This is a genomic window from Kitasatospora nipponensis, assembly GCF_039528135.1.
GTDB lineage: Bacteria > Actinomycetota > Actinomycetes > Streptomycetales > Streptomycetaceae > Kitasatospora > Kitasatospora nipponensis.
The window spans coordinates 1-20,193 of sequence record NZ_BAAALF010000086.1; the positions used below are offsets into that span (position 1 = coordinate 1).

Annotated in this window: 16 protein-coding genes and 2 pseudogenes; 13 read left to right on the forward strand and 5 right to left on the reverse strand. The window is 70.0% G+C overall.

The features are described 5' to 3' along the window. Positions 1–1,624: 1,624 nt before the first annotated feature. Positions 1,625–2,221, reverse strand: a complete 597-nt coding sequence (locus tag ABD323_RS22580; RefSeq protein WP_344443712.1) for a TetR/AcrR family transcriptional regulator — start codon at positions 2,219–2,221, stop codon at positions 1,625–1,627. Positions 2,222–2,326: 105 nt separating this feature from the next. On the opposite strand from ABD323_RS22580, the gene ABD323_RS22585 reads away from it, so the two are divergent. The 9 genes from ABD323_RS22585 (at position 2,327) to ABD323_RS22625 (ending at position 13,544) form a co-directional block, all read left to right on the forward strand. Then, positions 2,327–3,547: an alpha/beta hydrolase family protein gene (locus ABD323_RS22585; protein WP_344443713.1), complete on the forward strand. Its 1,221-nt coding sequence runs from the start codon at positions 2,327–2,329 to the stop codon at positions 3,545–3,547. 334 nt (positions 3,548–3,881) lie between these two features. Beyond that, positions 3,882–5,417: an MFS transporter gene (locus tag ABD323_RS22590; RefSeq protein ID WP_344443740.1), complete on the forward strand. Its 1,536-nt coding sequence runs from the start codon at positions 3,882–3,884 to the stop codon at positions 5,415–5,417. A 296-nt stretch (positions 5,418–5,713) separates the two neighbouring features. Beyond that, positions 5,714–7,036 (forward strand): aldehyde dehydrogenase family protein, encoded by a 1,323-nt coding sequence (locus ABD323_RS22595; RefSeq protein ID WP_344443714.1) that lies wholly within the window; start codon positions 5,714–5,716, stop codon positions 7,034–7,036. A 223-nt stretch (positions 7,037–7,259) separates the two neighbouring features. Then, positions 7,260–8,357 (forward strand): NAD(P)-dependent alcohol dehydrogenase, encoded by a 1,098-nt coding sequence (locus ABD323_RS22600; RefSeq protein ID WP_344443716.1) that lies wholly within the window; start codon positions 7,260–7,262, stop codon positions 8,355–8,357. 260 nt (positions 8,358–8,617) lie between these two features. Next, the gene (locus tag ABD323_RS22605) at positions 8,618–10,210 is read left to right on the forward strand and encodes an MFS transporter (RefSeq protein WP_344443717.1); all 1,593 of its coding nucleotides are present in this window, start codon (positions 8,618–8,620) and stop codon (positions 10,208–10,210) included. A gap of 107 nt (positions 10,211–10,317) precedes the next feature. Beyond that, a complete protein-coding gene (locus tag ABD323_RS22610) occupies positions 10,318–10,767 on the forward strand; it encodes an ester cyclase (protein ID WP_344443718.1) in 450 nt (149 codons plus the stop codon). Between the two features lie 117 nt (positions 10,768–10,884). Continuing rightward, positions 10,885–11,562 (forward strand): hypothetical protein, encoded by a 678-nt coding sequence (locus ABD323_RS22615; RefSeq protein WP_344443719.1) that lies wholly within the window; start codon positions 10,885–10,887, stop codon positions 11,560–11,562. A gap of 12 nt (positions 11,563–11,574) precedes the next feature. Continuing rightward, on the forward strand, positions 11,575–11,967 hold the full coding sequence (locus ABD323_RS22620) for a hypothetical protein (protein WP_344443720.1): 393 nt from the start codon (positions 11,575–11,577) through the stop codon (positions 11,965–11,967). Positions 11,968–12,017: 50 nt separating this feature from the next. Beyond that, positions 12,018–13,544, forward strand: coding sequence for a multicopper oxidase family protein (locus ABD323_RS22625; protein ID WP_344443721.1), 1,527 nt, complete (start codon positions 12,018–12,020; stop codon positions 13,542–13,544). Here ABD323_RS22625 and ABD323_RS22630 read toward each other — a convergent pair. Both ABD323_RS22630 and ABD323_RS22635 read right to left on the reverse strand, forming a co-directional pair. Beyond that, complete coding sequence (locus tag ABD323_RS22630) at positions 13,463–14,614, reverse strand: hypothetical protein (RefSeq protein WP_344443722.1); 1,152 nt, start codon at positions 14,612–14,614, stop codon at positions 13,463–13,465. The two genes, ABD323_RS22625 and ABD323_RS22630, sit on opposite strands and share 82 nt — an antisense overlap. Before the next feature lie 256 nt (positions 14,615–14,870). Next, positions 14,871–15,731: a tetratricopeptide repeat protein gene (locus ABD323_RS22635; protein WP_425556114.1), complete on the reverse strand. Its 861-nt coding sequence runs from the start codon at positions 15,729–15,731 to the stop codon at positions 14,871–14,873. A gap of 38 nt (positions 15,732–15,769) precedes the next feature. Between ABD323_RS22635 and ABD323_RS22640 the strand changes: the two genes are divergently transcribed. Beyond that, positions 15,770–16,351: a DUF2971 domain-containing protein gene (locus tag ABD323_RS22640; RefSeq protein ID WP_344443725.1), complete on the forward strand. Its 582-nt coding sequence runs from the start codon at positions 15,770–15,772 to the stop codon at positions 16,349–16,351. A 431-nt stretch (positions 16,352–16,782) separates the two neighbouring features. Here the strand turns inward: ABD323_RS22640 and ABD323_RS22645 are convergent, their stop codons facing one another. Continuing rightward, positions 16,783–17,538 carry a hypothetical protein gene (locus tag ABD323_RS22645; RefSeq protein ID WP_344443727.1) on the reverse strand — a complete coding sequence of 252 codons (756 nt, stop codon included), beginning with the start codon at positions 17,536–17,538 and terminating at the stop codon, positions 16,783–16,785. A gap of 792 nt (positions 17,539–18,330) precedes the next feature. Here ABD323_RS22645 and ABD323_RS22650 point away from each other — a divergent pair. Beyond that, complete coding sequence (locus tag ABD323_RS22650; RefSeq protein WP_344443728.1) at positions 18,331–18,723, forward strand: hypothetical protein; 393 nt, start codon at positions 18,331–18,333, stop codon at positions 18,721–18,723. A gap of 161 nt (positions 18,724–18,884) precedes the next feature. Then, positions 18,885–19,016: pseudogene (locus ABD323_RS46070) on the forward strand (IS701 family transposase); the annotation flags it as partial. A 464-nt stretch (positions 19,017–19,480) separates the two neighbouring features. Here ABD323_RS46070 and ABD323_RS22660 read toward each other — a convergent pair. Continuing rightward, positions 19,481–19,669, reverse strand: a pseudogene (locus tag ABD323_RS22660) (IS701 family transposase); the annotation flags it as partial. Between the two features lie 298 nt (positions 19,670–19,967). On the opposite strand from ABD323_RS22660, the gene ABD323_RS22665 reads away from it, so the two are divergent. Beyond that, positions 19,968–20,168 carry a hypothetical protein gene (locus ABD323_RS22665; protein WP_344443729.1) on the forward strand — a complete coding sequence of 67 codons (201 nt, stop codon included), beginning with the start codon at positions 19,968–19,970 and terminating at the stop codon, positions 20,166–20,168. Positions 20,169–20,193: the final 25 nt, after the last annotated feature.

The window sequence follows — 20,193 nt, forward strand, 5'->3', positions numbered from 1 at the left end:
ATGCGGGTGGGGATCACGGGCATGTGGAGTTCGACCTCAATCGTGTGGGCGCCTGGTCCCGCGGTGCGGCGGACCTGGTGGGGTCCGGCGGATGGGGGTCGGCGCCGGGGCGGTCACGGGTGGTGACTGCCGGGCGGGAGTTGCGGCGGTGGATCGGGCCACTGCCGTAGCTGGCGACTGAGCCATTGTTAGCCGGGCCGGCGGCCGCCTCCAAGGGGTGTCCGCTACGACGTGGCGTCGTAGCGCGGGGCAGGGAGCGGACCGGCGGGACGCGGTCCGGTGCCCGCCACCCGGACGGATAAACACGGACAAACGAGACTTTTTGGGGTGTTCGTGTCGGTGTGACCTGTGGAAACGCGGGAGGCCCGGCCGTGGGCGTGCTCGTGCGGCAGGGGCGGCCGCCGGGTGGGCGGGCGTGGTGGAGGCGAGGGGGCAGCGGCCTACTAGGAAGGGTAGGAGGCGTCCGGGGCGCGTGAGCACCATCACGGGCCACACCCGTCGGGTCCCCCCGGCAAAGGGATCCAGCTCACACGGCGGTCACTTCCAGTGACCCTCTCGTGTGCGGGCGTCGCGTTGCCGTGCCCGTCGTGCCCGTCGTGCCGGCCGCGCTCGCTGTGCCGACTGTGCCGGCCGTGTCGGCTGTGCCCGTCGTGTCCCTGGTGCCCGTGGTGCTCGTGGTGTCGGCCGTGTCTGCTGGGCCCGCTCGGGCCCGGTTCGGTGCTCGTGTTCTCTGCCGCTGGTTGGGGCTGGCGATGCCGGTTCACTTGCTTGTGGACCGCCCCCGGGGCCTGGGCCCTTGCCCGTTCGGGGCCGGTTCGGTGCTCGCGTTACCTGCCGTCTGGTTGGGGTCGGCGATGTCGGCTTGCCTGTCCGTGAGCCGTCCCCGGGCCGTGGCTCTTGTTCGCTCAGGCCCCAGTGGGCGCTCTGCGCGCGCTGTGGGTGGTGGTGCTGAGCGCGAGCATCGCCGCATCCCGCATCCCGCATCCCGCATCTGGCTGTCGGGCTCGAATGTGGGCCTGTCCTCGGTCCGGTCGGGTGAGGAGGGTGGTGGCAGCCGGGACACGCGCCAGCCGGGGCGGCTGGGGCAGTTGGGTCGGGTCGAGGGGTGCGACCGTCGGCCGGATCGGTCGGGTGGGGGGTCACGGGTCCAGCGAGGCGGTTCTTGCTGTTTGGGGGAGCAGCAGTGGCGTGTGGCGTCGCCGGTGCTGCGACTGCGATGGCTCGCGCAGTTGCCGGCTGCGCAGTGGTCGGGGGCCCGGCTGCGCTCGACAGGCGCGGACGCGTACGAGAGCGGGCCCGGTAGCGCGCGGCGGCCGGCCTGATGCGCTCGGATGTCCTGGCCCGCGTCTTCCCTCGTGTCCGGGCTCGTGCTGGCCGGGGCGGCACGTATGTCCGCGGCCGCGGCTGCCACCGAGCGCGGCGCCGTCGTTGGCGGCGGGGGCGTGCGCCTCCCGGAGCGGGGGGCGCCGGGGTTCCGTGTCGACGCGGTGCGGTGCGGCGAGCCCGCCCCGCCCCGCCCCGCCCCGCCCCGTCCCACTCCGCCCAGCCCAGCCCAGCCTTGCCCCGCTCCGTTTGGGTGTGTGGTGCGGGGGCGGGGGTTGTGTCCGCGCCGCTCGGGGGGGTGTCAGTGGTTGGTGGGGTGTGGGTGTTCGTTGCCGAGTAGTCGGTTGACGAGGGTTTCGGGGTAGCCGGTGGTGGGTGGGTCGATGCCGAAGATGGCGCGTAGGTAGAAGGGCGCGACGAGTTGGTCGAGGATCTGTTCGAGGGGTGGGGGTGTTTCGCCGCGGGTGGTGGCCCGCTCGCGGATCTGTTCGATGGAGTGCATGCGGCGTCGGAAGTGTTGGGCGCGTTCGTCCTGGCTCTGGGTGGTGTTGGGCATGGAGAGGATGACGGCGCGTACCAGGGCGCGTCCTTCGGGGGTGCGGATGCTGGCGGCGCTGGCCTGGGCCCAGGCGAGGAGGTCGCCGCGCAGGGTGCCGGTGTCGTTGAGGGGTGAGGTGCTCTCGAGGCGGGTGGTGACCATGTCGGCCAGGAGGGCGTCGAGGCTGCCCCAGCGTCGGTAGATGCTGGTGTGGTTGACGCCGGCGCGGTGGGCGATGGCGGGGATGGTGAGGTCTTCGCCCTGGGGGTCGCAGAGCAGGTCGATGACGGCCTGGTGGGTGGCGGTGCGGACCTGTTCGGGGCTCTTGCGGGTGCGTGGGGTCGGTGGTGTCGTCGTCACCCCCACATCGTAAGCACAGATGTTTGCTTTATGGCGCCCGGTGGGTCTACAGTCCCTCTCGTAAGCACAGATCAGTGCTTAACGTGTCTGAGGAGAGTGTGGGCGATGAAGCAGCTGCTGTTCCCGAACAACATCCAGTTCTGGTACGAGACCCTGCGGTCGATGAGTCACATCGCTTACGGTGGGGCCGACTTCGGTGAGGTCGTCGCCACCGGTGAGCGCATCGTGGAGGGTGACTACGCGAGCTGGTACACCGAGTGGCTGGCCACCGCGGACCGGGTGTCGGGCGAGGCGCAGAGGGCGTTGGCGGCCGGTCACCGGGTCAGTGCCCGCGACGGGTTCCTGCGGGCCTCGAACTACTACCGCTCCGCGGAGTTCTTCCTGCACGGCCACCCCTGCGACCCGCGTCACGAGCACGCCTACGACCGCAGTGTGGCCTGCTTCCGGGCGGCGGCCGCGTTGTTCACCCCGGTCATCACCCCGGTCGCCATCCCGTACGAGGGCACCACGTTGCCGGGTTACCTGTACCGGGTGGACGATTCGGGGACCCCGCGGCCGACGCTGATCATGCACAACGGCTTCGACGGCACCGCGGAGGAACTGCACTTCTTCGGGGCGATGGCCGGCGTGGAGCGCGGCTACACCGTGCTGGTCTTCGACGGCCCCGGCATGCCCGGTCCGCGCCACCACCAGGACATGGTCTTCCGCCCCGACTGGGAGAACGTTGTCACCCCGGTCGTGGACTTCGCCCAGACCCTCCCGGACGTCGACAACGACCGTATCGCGCTGCTGGGCATCAGCATGGGCGGCATCCTCGCCCCCAGGGCGGCCGCGTTCGAGCACCGCCTGGCCGCGCTGGTCGCCGTCGACGGCCTCTACGACCTGGGCCAGACCTCGGTGCGCAACATCCCCGGCAGCCGCCAGGAGGCCGAGCGGCTCCTGCGCGCGCCGTCGGCGCCCGACCTCGACGCCGCCCTGGAGGCGATCATGGCCAAGGACCCGATCGCGCGGTGGGCGATCAACCACGGCATGTACGTCATGGGCGTCGACACCCCCCGGGCCTTCAACGCCTCCTACCTCGACTACACCCTCGCCGGCGGCATCGCCGAGCAGATCCGGTGCCCCACCCTGGTCTGCGACGCCGAGCAGGACATGTTCTTCAACGGCCAGCCCGAACAGCTCTACGACCACCTCACCTGCCCCAAGACCCTCATGCTCTTCACCGCCGAGGAGGGCGCCGGCGCCCACTGCCACCCCGGTGCGATGCGCCTGACCCAGGCCCGCATCTACGACTGGCTCGACGACACCCTCAAGGCGAGCGCCTGAGGAACCGGCGACCCGACACCCGGCCCCTGAGACCGATGCGCGCAGGTCGCCCCCCGCACCGCCCAGCCACGTCGACCCCGAGAGACACGCCATGACCACCACCACCCGAGCCGACACCCGGACCACCACCCGAGCCGACACCCGGACCACCACCCGAGCCGACACCCGTACCGCGCCGAGCGACCCGCTCCCCACCCCGGGCCTGGAACTGGACGAGGCCGCGGACCGGCATCAGAGAAGGAAGACCACGGCGACCATCGCACCGGCCGGTGCGCACGTCCACGCGAAGCCGAAGGGCGCGCCCGGGCACGGGGGTGTGGACGCGAACGCGTCCATGACGCACCGGCAGATCATGAAGGCGCTCTCGGGCCTGATGGTGGGCCTGTTCGCCGCGCTCCTGTCCTCGACGATCGTGACCAACGCGCTGCCGACGATCATCAAGGACCTCGGCGGCGGTCAGAGCGCCTACACCTGGGTCGTCACGGCAGCGCTGCTCTCGCTGACCGTCTCCGTCCCGCTGTGGGGCAAGCTCGCCGACCTGGTCAGCAAGAAGGCACTGGTCCAGATGTCCCTGGTCATCTACATCGTCGGCTCGGTCATCGCGGGTCTGGCGCAGAGTCCGGCGATGCTGATCGGTGCCCGTGTGGTGCAGGGCCTGGGCGCGGGCGGTCTGACCGCCCTGGTCCAGGTGGTCATGGCGGCGATGATCTCCCCGCGTGAGCGGGGCCGCTACTCCGGTTACACCGGTGCGACCCTCGCCCTGGCCACCGCCGGCGGCCCGCTGCTGGGGGGCGTCATCACCGACACCCACTGGCTCGGCTGGCGCTACTGCCTGTTCGTCGGCATCCCCTTCGCGCTGATCGCGCTGGCCGTCCTGCACAGGACGCTCCACCTGCCCGTCGCCCAGCGGAAGGTCAAGGTCGACTGGAGTGGCGCGTTCCTCATCACCGCGGCCGCCTCGCTGCTGCTGATCTGGGTGACCTTCGCCGACGACACGTACCCGTGGCTGTCCTGGCAGACCTTCACCATGGTCGGCGCCACCGTCCTGCTCACGCTGCTGTTCGTGTTCACCGAGACCCGCGCCACCGACCCGATCATCCCGCTGCGCCTGTTCCGCAACCGCACCATCACGCTCGCCTCGCTCGCCTCGCTGTTCGTCGGTGTCGGCATGTTCTGCGGTTCGGTCTTCTTCTCCCAGTACTTCCAGCTCGCCCGCGACGAGTCACCGACCACCTCCGGCATCATGACCGTCCCGATGATCGCCGGCATGTTCGTCTCCTCCACGCTCTCGGGCCGGTTCATCACCTCCACCGGCCGCTGGAAGGGCTGGCTGGTGGGCGGTGGTGTCTTCCTCACCGCGGGTCTGGGTCTGCTCGGCCTGATGCGCTACGACACCCCCTACTGGCAGGTCGCCCTCTCCATGACCCTGCTCGGGGTCGGGGTGGGCATGATGATGCAGAACCTCGTCCTGTCCGCCCAGAACCAGGTCGGCGCGGGCGACCTCGGCGCCGCCTCCTCCGTGATCACCTTCTTCCGTTCCCTGGGCGGTGCGGGGGGCGTCGCGGTCCTCGGCTCCCTGATGTCCTCCCGTATCGCCCACCACGGCGCCGCCACCATCGGCGACCTCGCCCCCCAGGCACGGGCCGAAGCGGTCCACGCCTCCGCCGGCGGCTCACTGCCCGCCATGAACCAGCTCTCCGCTGCGGTCCGCAGCTGGCTCGAGAGCGCCTACGGTCACGGCATCGCGGACGTCTTCCTCTACGCCGCCCCGTGCGCGCTCCTGGCCCTGCTGTTCTGCCTGTTCATCGAGGAAGCCCCGCTGCGGACCTCCCTCGCACCGGCCCGGCCCGCCGAGAACCAGACCGCGTAACCCCGCCACCGCGCCACCCCGCCACCGGCGCCACCGGCGCCACCGGCGACACCGCGGACACCGGCGGCATCGGCGGGACGGGCACGCGCGCACGGGAGCGGACGGTCCCCGTCACCGTCGACCCCGGAAAGTCGACAGCGCTCCGTCACCGTCCAGGTCACATCGAACGACGCCCTGTGCGGGCGGTCGATCGAAGGGCCGCGCGAGCAACCCGCTCCCTGCGTCCGTCACCCGCTTCCTTTCGTCTGTCACGCCCGGCCGACCTCGGTCGCGCCGCACTCTCAGCGAGGTCCCCCGTGAACCCCATCAGCTCCCAGTCGCCGGTCGAGATCGTGGCGCGGTTGCGTGCCACCTTCCGTACCGGCCGTACCAAGCCCCTGCAGTGGCGCACGGCGCAGTTGCGTGCGCTGCGCGCGATGCTCGTCGAGGGCGGTGAGGATCTGGCCTCCGCCCTTCACGCCGACCTCGGCAAGCCGTCCGGTGACGCGTACCGCACGGAGATCGATTTCACGCTCCGGGAGATCGACCACACCCTGGACCACCTTCACACGTGGCTGGCTCCCGAGGCGGTGGCCATCCCGCCGCAGTTGGGGCGGGACGCATCGGCGTGGACCCAGTACGACCCGCTGGGGGTCGTTCTGATCATCGCCCCGTGGAACTATCCCGCCGGGTTGCTGCTCGCTCCGATGGTCGGCGCGCTGGCTTCGGGGAACGCGGTGGTGGCCAAGCCGAGCGAGCTGGCCCCGGCCACGTCCGCGGCGCTGGCCAGGCTGCTGCCGGCCTACCTCGACACCGCGGCGGTGGCCCTCGTCGAGGGCGCGATCCCCGAGACCACGGCCCTGTTGGCCGAGCACTTCGACCACATCTTCTACACCGGCAACGGCACGGTGGGCCGGATCGTCCTGCGGGCGGCTGCCGAGCACCTCACCCCCGTCACCCTGGAACTGGGCGGCAAGTCCCCGGTCTTCGTCGACCGCGGCACCGATCTCGACGTGGTCGCGCAGCGGCTGGCCCGCGGCAAGTTCCTCAACGCCGGGCAGACCTGCATCGCTCCGGACTACGTGCTGACCGATCCGCAGACCGCCGCCGCCCTCGAGGCCGCCCTGGTGCGCGCCATCGAAGGTCTCTACGGAACCGATCCCGCGACGTGTGGGGAGTACGGACGGATCGTCAACGAGCGGCACTTCGAGCGGCTCACCGCCCTGCTCGGCTCCGGGCGCGTCGTGGTGGGCGGGGGCAGTGACCGCGCGAGCAAGTTCATCGCCCCCACCGTCCTGGCCGACGTCGACCCCGCCTCCCCGGTCATGCGGGAGGAGATCTTCGGCCCCATCCTGCCGATCGTCACCGTGGCCGGCCTGGACGAGGCGATCGATTTCGTCAACGACCGTGACAAGCCGCTCGCCCTGTACGTGTTCACCGAGTCCGACACGACACGGCGCCGCATCGCCGCCGAGACCTCCTGCGGCGGGCTCGGCTACGGCCTGCCCGTGGCCCACGTCATGGTCCTGGACCTGCCGTTCGGCGGCGTGGGCGCAAGCGGCATGGGCAGCTACCACGGCCGGTACTCCATCGAGACCTTCAGCCACCGCAAGGCCGTCCTCGCCAAGCCGCTGGCCTGAGCGGGCGCCCGCTCCCACCGCCCGGTCCCACGGCCCACGCCTGGTGACCGTCGCTGTCCGGGCCACCGCGCACCCCCCGGGCACTCACCCGCGAAGGCCCCGCGGCGGCGAGGAACAGGAACGGACGCGTCGTCGGGTCGGCCCGCGCCCTGCCACCCTCCCTGTTCCGCGTTCCGCGCACCGCGCACCGCGCACGACGTCAGACGAAGACGAAGGAGACCCGATGAAGATCGAAGCCGCGGTGCTGCGCGGTGCCAGTGACCCGTACGTGATCGAGCCGCTCGAGTTGGCGCCCGCGGGCCACGGCCAGGTGCTGGTACGGATCGTGGGAGCGGGGTTCTGCCACACCGACCTCCTGCCCAGGACGCCCGGGTTCATGGCACAGCCGCCCCTGGTCACCGGACACGAAGGCTCCGGGATCGTGGAGGCGGTGGGCCCCGGCGTCACCACCATCGCCCCCGGCGCCCACGTCGTGCTCACCTTCGACTCCTGCGGAACGTGCCACAACTGCCTCGGTGCGCACCCGGCGTACTGCGAGCACTTCCTGCGCCTCAACCTCACCGGCTCCGGCCTCGATGGCACCGGCCCGGTCACCGACCGGCACGGGCACGCGGTTGCGGCCCGTTGGTTCGGTCAGTCGTCGTTCGCGACCCATGTGCTGGCCACCGCACGCAACGTCGTCGAGGTGGACAAGGACCTGCCGCTGGAGGTGCTGGGCCCACTGGGCTGCTCGGTCCAGACGGGCGCCGGTTCGGTCCTGCTCGCCCTGCGGGCCCGGGCGGGCTCCAGCATCGTCGTCTTCGGGGCGGGCGGGGTGGGCCTGTCCGCGATCATGGCCGCCCGGGTTGCCGGGGCCACCACGATCGTGGCCGTCGACCTGCACGAGAACAGGCTGTCCCTGGCCCGCGAACTCGGCGCCACCGCCACGGTACGCGGCGGCGACGACGACATCGTGGAGCAACTGCGCGAACTCACCCGAGGAGGAAGCCAGTACGCCCTGGACACCACCGGGGTCCCCGAAGTCATCACCACCGCCATCGACGCCCTGCGGCCCACGGGTACCGTCGCCCTGGTCGGCGCCCCCTCACAGCCCCTGACCCTTCCTGCCGCCGCCCTGATGCAGGGCAAGAACGTGAAGGGCGTCCTCGAGGGCGACGCCGTGCCCCAACTGTTCATACCGCACCTGCTGGAGCTGTGGCGCCAGGGACGCCTCCCCTTCGACCGGCTCGTGCGAACCTACCCGCTCAGCGCGATCAACGACGCCGAACGGGACGCGGTGAGCGGCACGACCATCAAGCCGGTGCTGCTGCCGGGCAGTTGAGTCCGGCGGCGAACCACCACCGCGCACCCCGCCGCCCGCACCCCGCCGCCCCGACGCCGGGCCGCGCACCGCCCTGGCGATCGGAGGCCACCGGCCCGCAGCAGGCCGGGCTCCGCCCGCAGCAGGCCGGTGAGTCGCAGTCGGTAACGCCCACGGGGAGGCAAGCAGCGTTCCGGCGGACGGGTGTGGACAGGGCTGGACGGTTTCCGGTCACTGTCCGGTCTGGATAGTGGACAGCGGGCCGCGCGAGTCTGTGCGGCATGAAGCTCAGTGCCACACAGAGGGGCCCGGCGCCGTCCGCCGGCCGATCGGGTGCCGTGCTCGCGGCGCTCGCCGCGGGGCAGTTCGTCATCATGGTCGCCACGTCGATCGTGAACGTAGCGTTGCCGTCCATCCGTGCCGGCATGGGGCTGTCGGACAGCGGTACCACCTGGGTGGTCGACGCCTACAGTCTGGCGTTCGGGGCGTTGCTGCTGGCCGCAGGGCGGGTGGCCGACCTGCTCGGCCGTCGCCGGACGCTGATCGTCGCTCTCGCGCTGTTCGCGGGGTCCTCGCTGGCCGCAGGGCTGGCGGCCTCCGCCGGCGCGCTGATCACTGCCCGGGCCGTCCAGGGTGTCGGCGCCGCGGCCATCGCCCCGGCTGCGCTCGCCCTGACCATGGAACTGTTCCCTTCCGGTGTCGGACGGGGCCGGGCACTGGGGGTGTGGGGCGCGGTCTCCGGCGCCGGGGGAGCGTGCGGTGTCCTGTTGGGGGGTGTCCTGGCGCAGGCGTGGGGCTGGACCTGGGTCTTCTACGCCGTCGCCCTGGGGGCCGTAGTGGTGCTGGCCGCCGTGGCGATTTCTGTGCCACCGGCTTCTGCGCCACCGGCGTCGGGCCGCAGGCCCGGGCGGTTCGATCTGCTGGGCACCGTCACCGTCAGCCTTGCCCTGACCTGCCTGGTCTGGGCACTGACCACGGCGCGGGGGGCCGGCTGGAGGGACCCTCGGGTGCCGGGCGCCCTTGTCGGCTCCGTCGTGCTGCTCGCGGCCTTCGTGGTGATCGAGCGTCGTCGTCCCAACGCGCTGGTACCGCCACGGCTGTTGCGCACCGGCCGGCTCGCCGCGGGCAACCTGCTGATGGCGCTGATGGGCTCCGTGTGGATCGCCCTGTTCGTCTTCCTGTCGCTCTACCAGCAGCAGGTGCTGGGAATGACCGCCCTGGACGCGGGTCTTGGCCAACTCCCCTTCGCCATGGCCAACATGCTCGGCTCCACGCTGGCACCGCGGATCTCCCGGCGGATCGGCGCCCGGAGATCCGTGATCGCGGCCCTGCTCACCGAGGCCGGCGGCATGCTGTGGCTGTCCCGGATCGGCGTGCACGGGGGCTACCTCACCGACGTCCTGGGGCCCGTGGTCCTGATCGGCCTCGGCCTGAGCACCGCCTTCGTCCAGGTGACCGCCCTGTCCCTCGAAGGCGTCCCCGCCCAGGACGCCGCTCTGGCCGGGGGACTGGTCAACACCACCCGCCAGATCGGCGGCGTGATCGGCCTGGCCGCTCTGAGCACCCTGGCCAGCTCCATCACCGCACACGCCTCCACCGGCCAGTCCCACCTCGAAGCCGTCACCGCCGGCTATCGCACCGCCTTCGGCGTCTGCGCCGCGGTCCTCGCCACCAGCGCACTGCTCGCGCTGCTCCTCATCCGCCCGGCCGACCACGCCCTGCCGCTCACCGACGCCCAGGGCGCGGGCGAGCACTGCGACGAGGGCGCGACGCCCGCCTTCGGCCAGCCCGCCTTCCACCAGCCCGCCCTCGACCAGCGTGCCGCCGACCGGATCGACACGGTCCTCACCCGCCGCGCCGACACGCGCGACTGACACCGCGCCGGTGGCATCACCGCACCCCACAGCTTGTGGCGCACGGTCTTGACCGTGTGTCGCATGTCCGGCACGAAATCCCACCACCACCACCAAGGAGTACAACCATGTCCGCTTCCGCTTCCGCTTCCGCCAACGCCCTGCTCGCCGAGCCGTGGAAGGCCCTGTGGAACAACGACCTGTCCCTGACCGACAAGATCATCGCGCCTGACTTCGTCGCGCACGCCGCTCCCATCACCGGTTCCGGCGACGACACCGTGCACGGACGTGAGGGCCTCAACGGCTGGGTGGCCGGGATCCACACCATCCTGCACGACCTCGACTTCGAGATCACGGTCGGCCCGATCGCGACGGAGGACTACCTGGTGGTCCGATGGCTCGCCGAGGGCACCTACGCCGGCGGCTTCCCCGGCGCCTCCGAGGAGGCCGTGGGCAACCGCGTCCGTTTCACCGGCACCGACACGCTGCTGGTCAAGGACGGCATGCTCGCCGAGTACTGGGCCAACGCCGACAGCCTGCTGTTCGTCACGCAGCTCGGTGTGCGCGAACTGTCCTGACCGGCTCGCAGTTCCTCTGCCGGGCCCGGCTCGCGCCGCACTGTGACCAGTGCGGCGCGGGCCGGGCCCGGTACCTCCGAAGGTCAGATCGAACCCGACCCGAGAAAGGCGCAGGCCATGACCCTCGCCCCTGTGCTCCTGATCTGCCATGTCACCGCCGCCCTGGTCCTGCTCGCGAGCTTGGTCACCGACTGGATCGGCGTCGCCGGCCTGCGCTCGGCCTGGACCAGCGACCAGGTCCGCGAGCCACTGAGAGCCATCGAGGTCTCCGCGGCGTTCGGTCCCCTGGCCCGCATCACCGTCCTGGCCGCCGGTCTGTGGCTGGCGATCACCGCGTGGTCCTGGCAGGGCTGGATCATCGCCGGCCTGATCGGCTGGAGCGTGCTCGTCGTGCTCGGCGAACCACTCACCGGCAAGGACATGCGCGCCATGGTCAAGGCCGTGAGAGCCGAGGACGGTGCGCTGTCCGCCGACACCCTCGCCCGTGTCCACGACCCCCGACTGTGGTCCTCGGTACTGACACGGACCGGGGTCGTCACGGGTGTCCTCATCTGCATGCTGGACAAACCGGGCTGGATCACCGGCCTGGGCGCCCAACTCGGCGGATACCTCCTCGGCATCGCGGCGGCGAAACTCACGCCGCAGCCCGAGCGGCCGCAGCCCCAGCCACCGCACCCCCAGCCACCGCAGCCCAAGCGGCCGCACCCCCAGCCACCGCAGCCCGAGCCACCGCAGCCCGAGCGGCCGCAGCCCGAGCGGGCACAGGCCGGCCACATCCCCGACCCCAGCCTGTAAAGGACCAGGACCATGTTGCTCGCACTGCGCGTCACAGCCGTGATCCACGCCCTGTCCTTCTTCGCCCAGCCCGTTCTGGCCGGGATGTTCCTGTCGGGACAGGACACGGCGATGGACACCCACCGCGCCAACGCCACGATCGTCACCACCATCGCGCTGGGCATGACCGTCCTGGCCCTCCTGGCCCGGCGCCGGCGCCTGATCGGACGGCAACTGCCCATCCTGCTCACGGCCGTCCTGCTCCTCGAGTACGTCGAGATGGCGATGGGCAGCAGCCACATCCTGTGGGTCCACATCCCCCTGGGGGTCGCCCTGTTCGCGGTGGTCACCCTCACACTCCCGATGATCATGAAGGCCGGCCCGGCCACCGCGGACACCGCCTACGCCCAGGGGCACGCCTCATGACCGCCTCGCGCAGATCCATGCTGAAACTGGCCGCAGGCGCAGGGCTCGCCATGGCCACGACCCCGGCACTGTCCGGCTGCTCGGCCCACTCGGAGCTCAACCCGGGCCAGCTGACCAGCACGGCGAGGCTCCCCGCGCCGTTCACCGTCCCCCTGCCCGTCCCGACACCCATGAAGCCATCGACGACAGGCGCCGGCGGCGACCGCTACGCGATGACGCTGCGTCAGGCCGACGTGGAGATCCTGCCGGGATACCGGACCCGGATCTGGGGATACGACGGCACCTTCCCCGGGCCCTACCTGGAAGCACGCCAGGGCATCGCGACCGCGCTCACCCTCACGAACGCGCTGAGCGTGCCGATCGCCACCCACCTGCACGGCGCGCTGGCCCCGCCCACGGAAGACGGATTCCCCACCGACCTGGTCTACCCGGCCTCACTGGCCGACCTCGCCGACCCGGCGAAGACGGCCGCCATGTCCGACATGCCAGGGATGCCCGGCATGCCCTCGATGGCGGACCCCCTGGCCCGCACCAGCGCACTCACCCGCACCTACACCTTCCCCATGGCCCAGCGGGCGGCGACACTCTGGTACCACGACCACCGCATGGACTTCACCGGCGCGCAGGTGTGGAAGGGCCTGTTCGGGCCCTGCGTCGTACGCGACGAACGCGAAGCCGCGCTGGGACTGCCCTGCGGCCCACGAGAGATCCCACTGATGATCACCGACCGCGCCTTCGACGCGGACGGCCAGCTGATCTACCCCACCTCGGACCCCACCCTTCTCGGCAGGCCGGACATGGCCAAGACCATCGCCGCCGGCGCACAGGGCGACGTCATCCTGGTCAACGGCGCCCCCTGGCCACACCTCGAAGTCGCCGCGGTCCGCTACCGACTGCGGTTCGTCAACGCCTCCAACGCCCGCCGCTACGAACTCACACTCGACGGTCCCGCAGACAGCGCCTTCACACAGGTCGGCAGCGACGGCGGACTGCTGACCACCCCCCTCACCCACCGCACCCTGCACATCTCCCCGGGCGAACGCTTCGACGTCGTCGTGGACTTCTCCCGGTACCCCGTCGGCTCACTCGTCACGCTCCGCAACACCGCGGCCTCGGGAGGCCCGGGCCAGGTCATGCAATTCAAAGTGACCTCGAAAGCCGGCGACGACAGCACGATCCCAACCACCCTGTCCACCATCGAGACCCTCACCCCCACCGGCACACCGCACCGCCTGGTCTTCTCCCGCGGCGCAGACCGATGGCGGATCAACGGCACGACCTTCGACCCCGCAAAGCCCCTGCTGCACCCCCAGTTCGGGGCCGTGGAGGAATGGCGGGTACTGAGCACCGAACGGCACCCCTTCCACCTGCACGGCACACAGTTCCAGGTCCTGGGCCGCAACACGGGCGGACCCGGCGCCTACGACCACGGCTGGAAGGACACCGTCGAACTCTCCCCGGGCACCGAGATCCGCCTGGCCGTCCGATTCGACGCCTACCGCGGCAGATTCCTCGCCCACTGCCACAATCTCGAACACGAGGACATGGGCATGATGGCCACCCTCTCCGTGTCCTGACGACCCCACACCACCCACGCAAACCCACCCATCACAGCCGCTCCCGACGCGAACGCCCCCGACCGCCAGCCGGGCCCGCCCACCACGAACAACGAAGCCCACGCGGCGCCCCCCCCGAGCCGGGGTGGGCGGGAACGCCGTGACAAGCCCACCACCCCCGGGCGGGGCCGCGGGCTTCCACCACGGTCTCGGTCGACTCGACGTCCATACGCTCGCACCACCATGCCGCCGGCGCCCGGCATGCTCCGCCGCCCGCCCTCAAAAGGGGCTCCGTCCAAGCGGTCAAAGTCGCTCGGGTTCGCCTTGTGCGCCGTCGACACCGTCACCCGCGCATGTTCCTCGGGAGTGAGGCGCTGGGCGGCGGCGAGGATCGTCTCGGGGCCGTGCGTGTCGACCAGCTGGACAATCGCCTTCAGATCGGAGCCGGCGCTGTCCTGCTCGACGTACTCCTGCACCTCGCCCCAGGAGGAGAAGAGGAACAGCTCCGGGTGGCTGGTGCTCCTGCCGGCCTGCAGTTCCGTCGCCGCCTGCGCGATCACTGGGTTGGCGTCCTGCGCCTCGTCCAGCAGGACGAAGTCCGCGCCGAGCACTGGGGAGGTCAGCGCCCACATCATCATGTAGTGGTCATGTTCGAACGGTAGTTCCCCGCTCGGGTCCTCGAGGTCCTCCCACGCCTTCACCGCGTACGGCAGCAGCTCGCGAGCGACGAAGTCCTGCCCACCAGTGTCCAGGCCGTTGGCCCAATCCAGATGACGGGCCGTCAGCTGGCGGTCGGTGGTGTAGCAGAACCGGCGCACCATCCCCATCACCAGCCGGGCCTGGTGCTTGACGCTGATCCTCGTGGAATTCACCGGCAGGTCCCGCCCGATCCCGAGCTGCTGCGCGGTCTGCCAGGCCGGCACGCGCGCTGAACGGTTGATCCGCTCCCGGTAGGTGCGGCCCACGCTCTGGAACTCCAACGAGTGCGCGGTGCGGCACTCCACATTCACACCGAACCGCTTCTTCGCGTCCTCCGCGATCGACTTGTCGAACACCACGTACGGGCCGCGCCGCCGTGTCGACTGCCCCATGGAGGTCTTCCCCGTCCCGGCGCCGGCCACCAGGGCCGGGTCACGTCCGCCGCGAACACCTCGCGGGCCGCCTGCTGCTCAGCGGTGGGCTCCAAGGAATTGCGGGTTCCTACCCTGTTGTGGGGGGCAACCGTGCTCCGTACCCCGACAGCGGCTGGTTGTTGTCGGACAGGGCGTGGGCGGTGGGGACGGCAGCGACGTACTCGGCGAACACGGCCACGGCACCCACCTGTTGTTCGAAGGCTCTGGCGCCGGGTCAGGGTCGGGGGAGGGCGGCGAGTTCGGTTTCGGTGGCGATGGTGCGCGGGTGGTGGGGGCCGAAGTGCCGGCGCCAGGCGGTGGCGCAGCGGGTGAGGTGTTCTGTGGCGTCGGTGTGGTGGTGTTGGGCGCCCAGGACGTTGGCGAGGGTGGTGGCGGCTTCCAGGCTGTAGTGGTGATGGGGGCCGTGGTGGGCCTGGGCGGTTTCGACTGCTCGGCGGGCTCGGGGCTCGGCTTCGTCCGGTCGGTCGAGGCCGAGCAGGGTCTGGGCGGTGAGGGTGTGGAGGAGGCTGGTGTGCTCGCCGTCGCGGGCCTGCTGGTGCCTGGCCTCGGTGTCGGCGAGTATCTGGAGGGCTTCCTCGTGGCGGCCTTGGCCCCGCAGGCTACGGGCCAGGCCCATCAGGAGGGTGGTGTCGGCGCCGTGGGTGAGGGCGGCCCGCACCATGGCCTCGGCTTCGTCGTGGTGGCCGGTGCTGTTGAGCGTGAAGGCCCGGGCGCCGCTCACGGCCCCTCGCAGTGGGTCCTCGTCGGCGAGGGCGAGGAGCAGGGCACGGTGCTCGCGCTCGACCAGGTCGTGCTCTGCCAGGAAGGCGAGCTGCTGGAGTCGGTTGACGCGGACCGACAGCAGCACTCTGGCGTCCTCACCGTGGATCGCTGTGGCTGTCGCCAGGAGAGCGGTGTGTTCGTCCACGGCCTCGCGGTGGCGTCCCAGGCGGCCCAGAGCCCGGGCCCGCAGATTCGACGCCTGTAGGCGCAGCCCGTCCGTGGCCGGGTACACGGTCAGGATGATGCGTGCCAGCTCCTCGGCCTGCGCGGGGTGTCCGGAGGCGATCAGCGCGCGAGCCATGTGCAGTCGCACCCCGTTGCTGCACGTGCTTCTGTGCCAAGGGCAACCGGTTGAGTCAGTGGCGCGGCTACACCGAGGCCGGCACCGGCGGCGGCGCCTACGCGCTCGAGTTCGCGCCCAAGGGTGCCCACGGGTGGGCGACGGGGGCGAACCTCGGCCTGCGCCTGAGTAAGGTCATCTACGACCGGGCTCGGCAGGAAAAGCTGTGCGAGGACCTGGTCTGCGGCTTCGTCGCCGTCCTTGACAAGTGTCAGGCGTACGACGTGGCGGTGCAGAACGAGTTCGCGTACCGCTTGGAGGTCGGCATCATCGACTTCGCCACCGCCTGCAAGCACCCGGGCTTCGCCGAGGATGACGAGTGGCGCCTGATCTACCGTCACGAGCCCCAGCTCTACATGTCCCCGCCTGACCTGCAATTCCGCGTCGCACGCGGGACGATCGTGCCCTACGTGGCCCTGCCTCTGCCAGAGCCGGTGGGCGCGCGTGCCGGGCGACCGCTGCCGATCCGCCACATCCAGGTCGGCCCCGGCGGCGACCAGGAGAGCAGCATGGCAGGCCTGCGCTTCTATCTGGACCAGCAGGACGACCTGCCCGACGGCAGCGTCACCGGCTCCGCCACGCCATACCGCTGATCGGCACCCCGGCGGGGAGCCCGATCAGCCTGCGGCACCGAGCCCCGGTCCTGCCCCGGTCTCCCGCTTTCGCGCGGGGGCCGACGGCAGCCGTCCACAGAACTCAGCCTCGACCTGACGGTGCTATCCGCGCCGCCGGCGCTGAGTTTGGTCCAGGACCGGAGCATCCCGCGGTCGGGCGAGAACAAGCCGTTCGGGCGCCGACATCTGGTCTTCACCGTCCACCTGCCGCGCGCCTGCACCAGGTCGTTGCCGCGACCGAGCAGGATGACCTCGACCAGGCGCTGGTGGTGTGGCTGCCGGTGGCCGTGCGCGGCCGGCCTCCACCTTTACCCGGCCGGTGACTTGACCGTCCGACTGAGGTGGTCTTCCCGGGCCCCCACCGACTTTCCGGGTGGGGTGCTAGCGGAGCGCGTTGGCCGGCGACTGGATCAGGACGCAGGTGAACCCGACGCCCAGTCGTCGAGGTCCTCGCAGCGCAGTTCCCGGTTGCCGAAGGCCTCCAGCAGGTCCTCCAGCGGGACAACGCTCGCCCCGGCGTTGGGCTGCGCGACGTGCAGCACCTCGATCCGGCCTTCGCGGACGAACCTGAGCACCGGGGCGAGTTCCGCCGCCAGGTACGCCCGCAGCTCTTCGCCGGCCAGCTCGGACGGCAGATCGTCGAGGATCCCGAACGGTCCGGTCAGCCAACCGCTCATCTCCATGGCCCACACCCGGACCCGCTCCTCGTCCTGCGTCAGGTCCAGCTCATCGATGGTGGGCGGGACACCCGGGGCGTACGCGGCGACGTGCCACCGCCGGTGCCCCGCCTCGGTCGCCCGTAGCGAGAGGTCCGCCGCCTCGGATCCGTTGTTCGGCGTCCAGATCCACGTGGCCGGGTCGGCCACCACCTGCTCCAGCTGCGCGCCCACGAGCTGCGGGCTGTCTTCTCGGACGAACGCGGTGCCGAGCGCCCGGTGCAACGTCAACCACCCGCCCGCGACCAGTCCAAGCGCCGTCGACGCCAACTCGGGCACGCGCGCCGCCTGCCCCTCGGGCGAGGTGTCGCGCCACCTCGGCGCCTCGGGTGAGCCCGCCCAGTGCAGCACCGCCGCGACGTGCTGCGCGGTGCCACGCGGGTGGGTGCCGCCAACGGCGCGGCGGACCAGCACCTGCTCGGTGAGAGTCAGTTCGTCCCAGGTCTTCACGGCAGAGGATCCTCGAAGACTCTCCACAGCCTGACCCCGGACCGGGCAAACCCGGCTCAGCTCGCCGAACCGGCGCAGAGTTACTGGTCAGTTGAGGCCCTGCACCATGTCAGGGACGTGACCTACGGCGAGGACGCCTCGCGAGTCGCACCGGCACCGCACCACGCGCCATGGTCACCATGCGCAGCCTCGCCGTCGGCCTCATCCGCCAGGCCGGCTGGACCGACATCGCCGCCGCGACCGATCACTACCGGGCACACCCCGGCGACGACGCAACCATGCTCGATCTCACCGCCTGAGAACGAATTCGCCCTGGCGAAGGCCTCTCTCTTACTGACGCGTTATCCGTAAATTATTCGACTGCTCCACGATATGCCCAAGGGGTGGCCGGCGCCGCCTGGTACCGAAGCTCGTCGGGGGTGGCGGACACCGATGAGAACTCGACAAGGGCCGTCGCAGGCATTGGTGAAATGCCTGCTTCATGGTCATGTACTTGCCGATTTGCATGTGGGATGCTGCTGCGAGTAGCGGGTGGGCCGGCCATGATGGGTTCACTACGAATTGGATGTGATTTGATGTTCGGGAAAGAGTCAATGCGAGTCGGCGGCCTATCCCGCCAGCTAGAACGCATCAGCCCTGGGCGTGGGGGCGGGAGTTCCGCACGTTCCTCCCTTTGAACCTTTGACTTGATCGGCACCCGCTGGAATACTCTGCAACAACCGGGGATGCGAACATATGTTCGCGCTACGTCGCACTTCATTTGCTTGTCACGCTAACGACAGAGGGAACTCTATGCGCAAGGCTCGCCTCGGCATAATCTCCGCCATCACGATTGTCGGTTTTCTGGGCGGGGTGCAAACGGCATCCGCCACTGACACCTATACATACGTCAAGAGCTGGACTGGTTATTCTGGGCACTGCGCCCTAGGTGTAGATCTACTTCTGAACAACACTGATCACCACAATTATCAGCAGGGACATGCCGTTTCGACCAACGGCGACCATTGCAGTGTCGATCTTTACATGCTCTCTCAGGGGCAACTCTATACGGACCAACACGTTGGCGACACCTGGGGTCCCGCCGTGTGGTCTACCGTTTGGTATGACGGCCCCGGTTTCACCATGCAGTTTTGTGTTGAGGACCTGACTTCACAGGCCGACGGGTTCTGCACCAAGTTCTACTAAGCTTTTCGTTTGTCCGCTGTAGCGATTCGTCGTGGTTTGGTGCCCGTCTTGTCGCCAGGGCGACGTCGTGCAGGCGAAGAGTCCGCTTTGATGCCGGTTCAGGTATCGGATAGGGCTGCGGTGTTCATGGGTCGAGCTCGAACGGGGGCAGGCGCGGCTTCGAGTGCGGTCTGGACCAGTACGAGGTTCGCCGCTACACCGGCTGGATGCGACACATCACCCTGGCCATGCTCGCCCACGCGTTCCTGGCCGCGATGGCCACCGCTGCGGCATCAAAGGGGGCTGCAGAAACGGTTCGCACCCTGGTCGACCTCACCGTGGCAGAGATCCGGCGACTCCTGGCAGCTGGCCGTTCCCCGACCCGCTTCCGCCATGGTGCTCGCCCCGCACTCACGCCCTGAACTGGTCCACCTGGCGCCGACAACGCCAGGCCGTCGCCCGCCGCTGTCACTACCAACGCCGGCTGCACACGATCGAGGGGCGGTCCACAGAAGACCGCCCCTGACGGGCAGCAGCTCACTACACTCACCACGCAGCCTTCTGAACAGGCAAAACGTCGAAGTCCTGCTGGAGTACTGGTACTACAGCGGCACTTGTAGGTGGTGAGGGTAGCCGCGTCGTCGCCAGTGGCTGATCTTGGCTTGGGCCTGGTGGCGGCGGCGGAAGTGAGACCAGGCCAGGATGTGGGCGAGGTCGTCGAGCGGCCGTAGGAGTGCGCGCGCGAGGAGCTTTCGGATCTCGTTGCAGGACAGGCGAATCAGACTGATTTGTCCCGCGTGACTGCCCCCTTTGGGCTCGGGTGGTTGGCCCGGATCACCGCCAGGAGGGCGGCGGCGAGCATCGCCAGCGTTATGTGTCGATACCAGGCCAGCCACTTGCGGACCTCGTACTGGTCCAGGCCGCACTCATTCTTCGCGGTCTCGAAGCACTCCTCGACAGACCAGCGCGCACTCACCGCGGCCATCGCCTCCGCCAGCACGGTCCTCACCGGAGCGTGCACGGGGAAGAACGCGATCTCGGTCGGATCGGCGTCGCTCATGTGATTCACCGTTCCGGTCATTGAATAATCCCCATTGCGGGGCGGCCAGGGCAGTGGGCTTGCCGAATTCAACGCTGCCATTTTGGAGATGAGTCATAAATTGCGTGGAAATGTACTAAGCGCGACAAATGGTTAACGTGGGATTGGCGCCCTGGGGCGAGGTCGCTACCCTTCGGGTCGGTTGCTCAACAAAAGGAGAGATTCCTTGAATGGGAAACTCCGCACCATCCTTATCCCGATTCTTGGCGCGATTGCCCTGGCCGCGATGGGGCCTACATCTTCAGCGCAAGCAGCCAACTCAATCGACGGCAAGGACCCGATCGCGGCGGGATGCGCCGGTGATGCGAGAACCGTTTACAGTGCAGAAGTCAAAAGCGGGAACACCGTCTTCGTGGGCGCGGGTTGAGTTCCGCACCCCGCGCCGACGGCGA